The sequence below is a fragment of the Candidatus Pelagibacter communis genome (assembly GCF_001179985.1).
Lineage (GTDB): Bacteria > Pseudomonadota > Alphaproteobacteria > Pelagibacterales > Pelagibacteraceae > Pelagibacter > Pelagibacter ubique_J.
This window is the reverse complement of the sequence record NZ_CVSI01000009.1, coordinates 1-9,879: the sequence shown is the minus strand read 5'-3', so window position 1 is coordinate 9,879 and position 9,879 is coordinate 1. Positions and strand designations below refer to the sequence as shown.

Here is a 9,879-nt window from a genome sequence, read left to right as displayed (position 1 = left end):
ATAATTCTGTAAAAATATTGAACAGAAAGACAAAATATTTTTTATTATTATTTATGCCAAAATATGGTTGCTCGACAAAGTATATTTTTTCCAAAGTAAAAAGATACTCAAAACCACTAAAAAATATTAAAAACAAATTCAATAATTTAGGCAGTCTGAAAAATGATTTGCAAGATATCGTAATAAAAAAATATCCGGAATTAAAAAAACCTATTAAATTTCTTGAAAATCAGCCTGGGATAAATTTTGTTAAAATGACAGGATCGGGGTCATGTTTTGTCGCCTATTCTAAATCAAGAAATTCTATTATAAATAGCATCAAAAAGTTTAGAAAAAATTACCCGAAATATTGGTCTGTTTTGTCTAAAACTATATAAATATTAAAACTTTATGTTATAAGAAATTGACTTTGGGGCGTAGCCAAGTGGTAAGGCAGCGGTTTTTGGTACCGCCATTCCTAGGTTCGAATCCTAGCGCCCCAGCCATTTTATGATAAAAAAGTTTTTAAAAATTTTTACAAAAAATAATATTAACTCTCAAAATAGATTACAAAATTTAAAAAACGATTCAAAAATAAAAAAAATCTTTAATTCAATAAACGACCACTCAACAGAAAGTGAAATACTTTTTGTTGGAGGATGCGTTAGACAAAATATATTGGGTGAGAAAATAAATGATATTGATCTAGCAACCAACCTTAATCCAGATGAGGTTGTGAATTGTTTAAATAAAAATGATATTAAATATACTGATGTTGGAAAAAAATATGGGACGATAACAGCAATTATAGAAAAGAAAAAATTCGAAATAACCTCTTTGAGAAAAGATGTAAAAACAGATGGAAGATTTGCCGAGGTCCAATATTGTAAGAATTGGAAAGAAGATGCAAAAAGAAGAGATTTCACATTTAACTCAATTTATTCAAATTTAAACGGAGAATTGTTTGATCCATTTAATGGAAAAAAAGATCTGTTAAATGGATGGGTTAAATTTATTGGAAATCCTGCAACCAGAATTAAAGAAGATTATTTGAGAATCTTAAGATATATTCGGTTTTTCCTAATCTATTCAAAAAATAATCATTCAGAGAAAATTAAAAAAATAATCAAACAAAATATTAGTGGTATAAATATAATATCAGGCGAAAGGTTGCTTAGTGAGTTAAAAAAAATAATTCTATCTAAAGGTTTTTTTAAAATACCCAAAGATCAGTTTTCAAGAGAAATAATACAATTAATTTTTCCTCAAATTATTAATTTTAATATAATTAAAAATATTGAGAAAAGAAGCAATGAAAATCTTTTTAATGAAAATGATTTTACCTTTTTAATAAGCCTTTTAATAATCGATGAAACTGATAATGCGGATTATTTTGTGCATAAATTTAACATATCTAAAGATGAAAAAGATAGAATATTATTTTTAAAAAATACTTATAAAGATTTAAATAAGAATTTTTTTGAAAAGAAAAATTTAAAAATACTCCTCTATAAACATGGTAAATATAAAGTAATTGACCTAATCAAATTTCATATTCTCAAATCTAAAAATATTCATAATATTAATGAGTTAATTACATTTTGTGAAATGCAGAAAGCGCCAGTTTTTCCTTTTAACGCTAAATTTTTAAAGGAAAAATATAATTATAAGGATGGTAAGCTATTAGGTGATAAACTCAAACAATTAGAAACTGCATGGCTGAGTAATAATTTTAAATTAGCTGATGAAAAAGTTGATAGTATTTTAAGAAATTAAACGTAGTCCACTTTTATAATTTCAAAATTTTTTTTGCCTGACGGAGTATTAATTTCTACAAGGTCACCATTATTTTTTCCAATCAGACCTTTGCCGATAGGCGACTGATAAAATATAAATTTTTTTTTAATATCTGCTTCGTCTTTACCAACAAGTTTATATTTAATTTTCTCGTTACTGTCTAAATCTTGAAGAGAAACAGTTGCACCAAAGATTACCTTACCATTATTTTCAAGTTTAGTTACATCTATTACATTTGCTCTTGCTATAGTATCTTCTACTTCTTGAATTCTTCCCTCATTTAAAGATTGCTGTTCTTTTGCGGCATGGTACTCAGCATTTTCTTTTAAATCTCCGTGTGATCTAGCTTCCGAAATAGCATTTACTATTTCAGGTCTTTTTTTTTCTTTTAAAAAAACAAGTTCTTCTGATAACTTTTTTAATCCTTCTACTGTAATTGGTTCTTTATTACTCATATTTTATTTCCATTTTGCTAAAGGAGGAAGTGACATTAATATAGCCTCAACATTTCCACCAGTTTGTAAACCGAATTTTGTGCCTCTGTCATATAGTAAATTGAATTCTACATATCTACCTCTTTTTAAATATTGAATATTTTTATGTTTCAAATTCCATTTTTTACTTTTTCTAAGACTAATAATTTGATTAAAGATTTGAATAAAATTTATTCCTAGATCCCTTACAAATCCAAAATCTTTTTCCCAATCTTCTCTTTTATAATCAAAAAAAATTCCACCAATTCCCCTTGGCTCTTTTCGGTGTGGTAAATAAAAATATTCATCACACCATTTTTTATATTTTCCAAAATATTTTTTGTCATGCCTATCACACATTTTTTTTAAGCTTTTAAATAATATCTTTTTAACAGCTGAGTCATTAAAGCATGGAGTAACATCCATACCTCCTCCAAACCAACCGTAATTTGTATAAATATATCTGGTATTAAAATGCATAGCTGGCACATGAGGATTTTTCATGTGCATTACCACGGATACGCCAGATGCCCAAAAATCTCTATTATTTTTTGTACCAGGAATTTTCTTTTTAAATTCTTCAGTCAGTTTTCCATAAACTTCTGAAAAGTTGACACCAACTTTGTCAAATACTTTTCCATTTTTAAGGATATAATAGCAGCCACCTCCTTCATCCCTTTTTATATTTCTTTTCCAGCTTTTTTTTGAAAATTTTATGTTACCGCCTTCAATTTGTTGTATTGTGTTACAAATCATTTCTTGCAGGTTTATAAACCAATTCCTAGTTAATTTCTTTTTTATATCTTTGTCCATTAAAAATTATTTTGATTTAGAATTTTTGAAACCACAATTGATACTGATGATGACAAATTTAGTGATCTTTTTTTATTCATCATGGGAATAGTTAATCTATGACTTACTTTTTTGTGTACACTAGTCGGTACACCTGAGCTTTCTCTACCAAATAACACAGTATCATTTTTTTTAAACAGAAATTCTTTATATGATTTTTTTGACTTAGTTGTCATTAAAATTATTCTTGTATTTCTTTTATTAATAAAAAAGTCTTCTGGACTTTTGTAAAATTGAATATTTTTAGCATCATAATAATCCATCACAACTCTTTTGAACTTTCGATCATTCATGATAAACCCGCATGGCTCAATAATTTCAAGCATTATTCCTAAACAAGAGCAGGTCCTAATAATTGATGCGGTATTTTGTGGTATATCTGGCTGATAAAGTGCAATTTTAGGAGCAAATTTTTGTTCTTTATGTGTCATTCTTACTATGGATATATTTAGCTTTTATATTATATGAATTCATATATTAGGTATATTTAATAATTAAAATGTCAGATCAAAAAAAAGTTAATCGAAGAGACTTTATTTATACAGCCTCAACAGTAGTTGGTGTAGTTGGTGTTGGAGCAGCAGCTTGGCCTCTAATTGATCAAATGAATCCCGATGCCTCTGTTAAGGCATTAGCCACAACTGAAGTTGATGTAAGTTTGGTACAACCAGGTCAGTCAATAACTGTACTATGGAGAGGCAAACCTGTATTTATTAAAAGAAGAACAGAGAACGAAATTACCGAGGCAAAAGCAGTGAGTTTAACTGAACTAAAACATCCAGAGAAAGATGAAGATAGAGCATCAAACCCCGAATGGCTTGTTATGCTCGGAGTATGTACTCATCTTGGATGTGTGCCTCTTGCAGATAAAGGAGATTATAATGGCTGGTTTTGTCCTTGCCATGGCTCTCACTACGATACTTCAGGTAGAATTAGAAAAGGTCCAGCTCCAACTAATTTAGAAATACCTAAATATGAATTCGTTAACAGTAATACAATTAAAATTGGATAAAAGATATGAGTGAACATAATTATCAACCTAAGTCAAAATTTGGAAAATGGTTTAATGACAGATTGCCTTTATTAACATTAGCAAACCATTTAACAGATTATCCGACTCCAAAAAATTTAAATTACTGGTGGACATTTGGTGGCATCTTAACTTTTTGCCTTATAACTCAAATTATAACAGGCTTAGTTTTAGCTATGCACTATATCGCTCATGCAGATTTAGCTTTTAGTAGTGTTGAACACATAATGAGAGACGTTAACTATGGTTGGTTAATAAGATACATCCATGCAAATGGAGCATCAATGTTCTTTCTTGCAGTTTATATACACATATTTAGGTCTTTATTTTATGGATCATATAAATCACCAAGAGAAATTATTTGGATTTTAGGAATTATGATCTATTTACTGATGATGGCAGCTGCTTTCATGGGATATGTTTTACCCTGGGGACAGATGAGTTTTTGGGGGGCTACAGTTATAACTAATTTGTTCAGCGCTATTCCTTTAGTAGGCGAAAGTATTACTACATGGTTGTGGGGCGGTTACTCTGTAGACAATCCAACTCTAACAAGATTTTTCACATTACATTATTTAATACCTTTTTTAATTTTAGGTTTAGTAGTTCTACATATATGGGCTTTACATGTTCCTGGAAATAACAACCCGATTGGAATTGATATAAAAAAACCATCTAAAGACACCGTTTCTTTTCATCCTTATATAGTTGTTAAGGATTTATTTGCTCTTTTATTGTTCTTGATATTATTTGCATTTTTTGTTTTTTACTCACCTAACGTGCTAGGTCATGCTGATAATTATATAGAGGCTAATCCATTGGTAACGCCAGCTCATATCGTTCCTGAATGGTACCTCTTACCTTTTTATGCAATTTTAAGATCAATCCCAGATAAGCTTATGGGGGTTATAGCAATGTTGTCAGCTATTTTAATTCTTGCAGCATTACCTTGGTTGGATACTTCTAAAATTAGATCTGCAGTTTTTAGACCGATCTATAAACAATTTTATTGGATATTAGTTTTAGATGTATTGATTTTAGGCTATGTTGGTGCAATGCCTGCTGAAGGTTTATATTTATTAATCGCAAGAATTGGAACTGCTTATTATTTTGCACACTTTTTAATAATTTTACCGATATTAGGTAAAGTTGAAAAAACCCTGCCGTTGCCGATGAGTATATCCGAACCTGTTTTAGGCGGCTCTTTAAATGCAGAACCAGCCAGAAGTAAAGAAAATTCTCAAAAGCTGTAATGTTAAAATTTGTTAAGTACTTTTCTTTAATTTTTTTTTTGATTTCAGGTAACATAGTTAGTTCTGCGGAAAATGCTGAAAAACTATTAACAACTGATTGGACTTTTAAAGGACCATTTGGAAAGTTTGATAGAGCATCCCTACAAAGAGGTTACCAGGTCTATCAAGAGGTATGTGCTTCATGTCACTCATTAAAATATATGTCTTACAGAAATCTTTCAGAGGAGGGTGGCCCAGAGTTTTCAGTGCAAGAAGCAAAAGCTATAGCTGCCAATTTTGAAATATTAGATGGACCAAATCCAGAGGGAGAAATGTTTACGAGACCTGCAAGATTATCTGATAAATTTGCAATGCCTTATGCAAATGAGGAAGAAGCTAAATCAGCAAACGGTGGCGCTTATCCTCCAGACATGTCCGTGTTAGTTAAAGCTAGAAAGGGCGGGGCTGACTATGTCTACTCAGTCTTGCTTGGATATGAAGACCCCCCAGTAGGAATGAAATTAGATGATGGAGTTCACTACAATAAATATATGTATGGAAATAAAATTAAAATGCCAGCACCTTTGTCCGATGGTCTGGTTGAATATGCTGATGGCACTAGTGCTACAGAACAACAAATGGCAAAAGACGTAGTGAGCTTTTTAATGTGGACAGCAGAACCTCATTTAGAACAAAGACACAAAATAGGCTTTAGAGCAATTGTCTACCTTATTATATTGAGCATACTAGTTTACTTTAGTATGAAAAAAATCTGGTCACGTATTGAAACGGAAGTTTAAAATATCCCCATCTTTAACTATATAATCTTTTCCCTCTAGTCTCATTTTTCCGTTGTTTTTACAATTTATCCAACCATTGTTCGTAACAAAATCATTAAAAGAAATTGTCTCCGCTCTTATAAATCCTTTTTCAAAATCTGAATGAATTTTTCCTGCAGCGACAGGAGCAGTGCTATCTTTTTTTACAGTCCATGCTCTAGATTCTTCAGGACCTGAGGTAAAAAATGTCTCAAGCTCAAGTAATTTATATCCTTTTTCAATTAAATAATTTAAACCAGTTTTTTCAATATTCATTAATTCCATAAAATTTTTCTTTTCATTATCTTCTAATTTATTTATCTGATTTTCTATTTCTGCAGATACTAAAATTGTATTATCAATTTTCTTATTTTTTTGAACTTCATTCGAATATTTATTTCCTGATGAAATACTTTTTTCATCAACATTACACACATAAAGCTTTGGTTTTAAAGACAGTAAGCCAGATTTGTTAATTAAATCCAAATCAAATAAATTTCTGAGGTCATTTAAATCTTTATCGTTATTAATATAATCCTCAGTTGTCTTAAGTATGTTCAATTCATCATCTGTAATCTTTTTTAAATTTTTTTTATCTATTCTTTTTCCTATAGACTCTAAGTCAGCAAGCTTCATTTCTGTTTCAATAATGTCTAAGTCTCTTATAGGATTTACATCCTTATTTACATTTTGGATATCATCGGAATCAAAACATCTTAATAAATGAACTATTGCATCAACTTCTCTAATATGTGATAAAAATTTGTTACCTAATCCTTCTCCCTTCGAAGCACCTTTCACTAAACCCGCAATATCGAGAAAAGTTATAGTTGTATAAATTTTTTTTTTCGATTTAGAGATTTCAAACAATTTGTCCAATCTATTATCTAAAACTGGAACAACGCCAACGTTAGGTTCTATTGTACAAAATGGAAAGTTACCCGCCTGAGCTTTTGATGAATTAGTTAAAGCATTAAATAAAGTTGATTTACCCACATTTGGTAATCCAACGATACCACACTTGAATCCCATTATTTATTATTAACTGTGCTTGAGAAAAGGTCTAGTTTTTTATCAATTAAAATAGCTAAATTTTCAGTGATATTATTTTTTAAAGTTTCTAGTTGCTGTTTTTCATCATCGTCAAAATCTTTTAAAACATAATCTGAAACTGCAATTTTATCGTTTGGTTTACCAATTCCTATTCTTACTCTTGAGTAATCTTTACCTATAAATTTATCTATAGATTCTATCCCGTTGTGACCCGCACTAGAACCTCCAAACTTTGTTTTAATCTTACCAAAGTCAATATCTAAGTCGTCATGAAAGACTATTATATTTTCAGCTTGAATTTTAAAATACTCTATAAGTTCTCTTATACAGATCCCAGAGTTATTCATAAATGTTAATGGCTTTATCGCATAAACTTTTTTTTCGTTGATATTTCCAGTTGTTAGAAGACCTTTAAATTTAGGTTTTTGTTTTGATAACTTAAATTTTGAGTTTATGGCATCAATTATTTTGAAACCAATATTATGTCTATTGTTCTCTGAATTTGGCGTGGGATTACCTAGTCCAACAAATAAAAACATGTAAATTAAATTTTATCAATTATTTTTTTTCTGATTGAGGTTTCTTACCTTCATCTTTTTTACCAGTATCTTTTTTTTCTGCCTCAGCTCCGCCTTTTTCGTCTGCTCCATCTTTAGGCGCTGCTGCTTCTTGTGCATCTGTAGAACCCTCTACTCCTTCTTCACCTTCTGCGGCCTCAGCTGGTTTTTCTGGTTCCTTAATTACTGTTGGTGCTGCTACAGTAGCAATTACAAAATCTCTTCCCGTAATAGTTGGAATAACATTTTCGGGTAATTTTATTGATGATATCTTAAAACTATGTCCTATATCCACCCCGTCCAAATCAACAATTAATTCACTTGGTATATTTTCAGATGGACATTTTAATTCTACTTTTCTTCTAACAATATTAAGCACTCCACCTCTTTTTAAACCTGGAGATTTTTCATTATTGATAAATTTAACAGGTATCTCAATTATAACGCTTGAACCTTTTACAACTCTTAAGAAATCTATGTGTATTGGCTCATCTGTGATTACATCAAAAGATATATCTTTAGGTAATACGCTTTCTTCTTTACCGTCGACCTTAAGTTTTATAATTTTCGAAAGAAAGTTTTCTTGCTCCATTAAGCTTTTTAGTACTTTTATAGATACGGATACATTTTGGTTTTTTTCTGATCCACCATAGACAATACCTGGAACATTTCCTTGTTTTCTTATTATTTTTAGTTCACCGGATGTTTTGTTATTTCTAATATTTGCTTCTAAAGTACTCATAAAAAAAAAAGTTTTTTAACTCATGTTGACTAATAAAACAAGAAAATTATTTGAACAGAAAAGATACAGATGTTGAGTTAGAAATACGTCTTATTGCTTCACCCATTAAATTTGATACAGACAAAATTTCAATATTTTTAGCGTTTTTTATTTTGTTATAATTATCTATTGTGTCTGTAATAACTAAATTTTTAATAGTTGATTTTCTAATTTTATTAACTGCATCACCACTTAATACCCCATGTGTTATGTAAACGTGTATCTCCTTTGCACCTTTTTCTTTTAGAACTTTAGCAGCGTTTACAATTGTACCTCCTGAGTCAATTATATCATCAACCATAATACAACACTTATCTTTAACATTTCCTATAACATTCATTACTTCAGATCTTCCTGGAGAGGGTCTTCTTTTATCTATAATCGCTAAACCTGAATTAAGAAACTTACTTAATCCCCTAGTTCTTGCTACACCACCAACGTCTGGTGACACGCAAATTATATTTTTTGATTTAATTCTTTTTTTTATGTGTCTTGCAAATATTGGAGTAGCAAATAAATTATCTACTGGTATATCAAAAAAACCCTGAATTTGTCCTGCATGTAAATCGATTGTTACAACTCTGTCAGCACCAGCTTTAGTAATTAAATTAGAAACTAATTTTGCTGATATAGATGTTCTCGGCACAACTTTTCTATCCTGCCTTGCATATCCAAAATAAGGAATTACAGCAGTGATATTTTTTGCAGATGATCTTTTTAAGGCATCGATACATAATAACATCTCCATCAGATTATCATTAGCTGGAGATGAGATTGATTGAATAATAAAAATATTATTACCTCTAATATTTTCATTAATCTCTATATATATTTCCCCATCTTTAAATTTTCTAATACTTGAATTGACGAGTCTTTCTTTTAAATATTTAGCAATTTTTTCACTTAATTTTTTATTACTATTTCCTGTTAGAAGTTTCATTATTTTGAAAAAAGTTATTTAATCATAATTAATGATATATTTCTACCATAATCATTCTGATTGTTATGTATAGCTCTTCTTGCACTAAAAAAATTATTTTTTGGATTATATGTATCCATATCAATCAAATCGATTTTTTTAAAACCAAGACTTTTCAATTGATAATAAACATATTTATTTAGGCTAAAATATGTTTTTTTTTTTATTTTTTTGAAAAAAGTTCTATTCATAGTATTTTGTTTTAAAAATCTAAGCTTAAAATCAGATTTAATCTCATAATTTTTTTGAGCTATACAAGGGCCAATAGCAGCAACCAAATCTTTGGTATCACTTCCTGATTTAATCAAAAAATTAACTACCTTTTTAA

General features: G+C 29.6%; 12 protein-coding genes, 1 tRNA gene and 1 pseudogene. 6 read left to right on the top strand and 8 right to left on the bottom strand.

All coding sequences use genetic code 11. The annotated features are described in order from the left end of the window. The 3 genes and pseudogenes from AMN80_RS00275 to AMN80_RS00265 form a co-directional block, all read left to right on the top strand. Positions 1 to 377, top strand: a pseudogene (locus AMN80_RS00275) (hypothetical protein); the annotation flags it as partial. Between the two features lie 33 nt (positions 378 to 410). After that, a tRNA-Gln gene (locus AMN80_RS00270) sits at positions 411 to 485 on the top strand. 4 nt (positions 486 to 489) lie between these two features. Beyond that, entirely contained in the window at positions 490 to 1,755 is a 1,266-nt protein-coding gene (locus tag AMN80_RS00265) for a tRNA nucleotidyltransferase/poly(A) polymerase family protein (RefSeq protein WP_075520031.1), read from the top strand. Here the strand turns inward: AMN80_RS00265 and greA are convergent. From greA to AMN80_RS00250, 3 genes are read right to left on the bottom strand one after another with little or no spacing between them, the layout of a single operon-like run. After that, positions 1,752 to 2,231 (bottom strand): transcription elongation factor GreA, encoded by a 480-nt coding sequence (gene greA, locus AMN80_RS00260; RefSeq protein ID WP_075520030.1) that lies wholly within the window; start codon positions 2,229 to 2,231, stop codon positions 1,752 to 1,754. The two genes, AMN80_RS00265 and greA, sit on opposite strands and share 4 nt — an antisense overlap. A gap of 3 nt (positions 2,232 to 2,234) precedes the next feature. Next, positions 2,235 to 3,062, bottom strand: a complete 828-nt coding sequence (hemF, locus tag AMN80_RS00255) for an oxygen-dependent coproporphyrinogen oxidase (RefSeq protein ID WP_075520029.1) — start codon at positions 3,060 to 3,062, stop codon at positions 2,235 to 2,237. Continuing rightward, a complete protein-coding gene (locus AMN80_RS00250) occupies positions 3,062 to 3,532 on the bottom strand; it encodes a TrmH family RNA methyltransferase (RefSeq protein WP_075520028.1) in 471 nt (156 codons plus the stop codon). The genes hemF and AMN80_RS00250 overlap by 1 nt, the downstream gene beginning before the upstream one ends. A gap of 68 nt (positions 3,533 to 3,600) precedes the next feature. On the opposite strand from AMN80_RS00250, the gene petA reads away from it, so the two are divergent. From petA to AMN80_RS00235, 3 genes are read left to right on the top strand one after another with little or no spacing between them, the layout of a single operon-like run. Beyond that, entirely contained in the window at positions 3,601 to 4,113 is a 513-nt protein-coding gene (gene petA, locus AMN80_RS00245; RefSeq protein WP_075520027.1) for a ubiquinol-cytochrome c reductase iron-sulfur subunit, read from the top strand. A gap of 5 nt (positions 4,114 to 4,118) precedes the next feature. Then, the gene (locus AMN80_RS00240; RefSeq protein WP_075520026.1) at positions 4,119 to 5,384 is read left to right on the top strand and encodes a cytochrome b; all 1,266 of its coding nucleotides are present in this window, start codon (positions 4,119 to 4,121) and stop codon (positions 5,382 to 5,384) included. Next, positions 5,384 to 6,163: a cytochrome c1 gene (locus AMN80_RS00235; protein ID WP_075520025.1), complete on the top strand. Its 780-nt coding sequence runs from the start codon at positions 5,384 to 5,386 to the stop codon at positions 6,161 to 6,163. The genes AMN80_RS00240 and AMN80_RS00235 overlap by 1 nt, the downstream gene beginning before the upstream one ends. On the opposite strand, the gene ychF is transcribed toward AMN80_RS00235, so the two are convergent. From ychF to AMN80_RS00210, 5 genes are all read right to left on the bottom strand, one after another. Then, the gene (ychF, locus tag AMN80_RS00230; RefSeq protein ID WP_075520024.1) at positions 6,140 to 7,213 is read right to left on the bottom strand and encodes a redox-regulated ATPase YchF; all 1,074 of its coding nucleotides are present in this window, start codon (positions 7,211 to 7,213) and stop codon (positions 6,140 to 6,142) included. The two genes, AMN80_RS00235 and ychF, sit on opposite strands and share 24 nt — an antisense overlap. Beyond that, positions 7,213 to 7,773: an aminoacyl-tRNA hydrolase gene (gene pth / locus AMN80_RS00225; RefSeq protein WP_075520023.1), complete on the bottom strand. Its 561-nt coding sequence runs from the start codon at positions 7,771 to 7,773 to the stop codon at positions 7,213 to 7,215. The genes ychF and pth overlap by 1 nt, the downstream gene beginning before the upstream one ends. 19 nt (positions 7,774 to 7,792) lie before the next feature. After that, complete coding sequence (locus AMN80_RS00220; protein WP_075520022.1) at positions 7,793 to 8,533, bottom strand: 50S ribosomal protein L25/general stress protein Ctc; 741 nt, start codon at positions 8,531 to 8,533, stop codon at positions 7,793 to 7,795. A 46-nt stretch (positions 8,534 to 8,579) separates the two neighbouring features. Beyond that, on the bottom strand, positions 8,580 to 9,512 hold the full coding sequence (locus AMN80_RS00215; protein WP_075520021.1) for a ribose-phosphate pyrophosphokinase: 933 nt from the start codon (positions 9,510 to 9,512) through the stop codon (positions 8,580 to 8,582). A 14-nt stretch (positions 9,513 to 9,526) separates the two neighbouring features. Continuing rightward, positions 9,527 to 9,879: laccase domain-containing protein (locus AMN80_RS00210; protein WP_102133611.1), on the bottom strand; the 353-nt coding region annotated here is incomplete at its 5' end.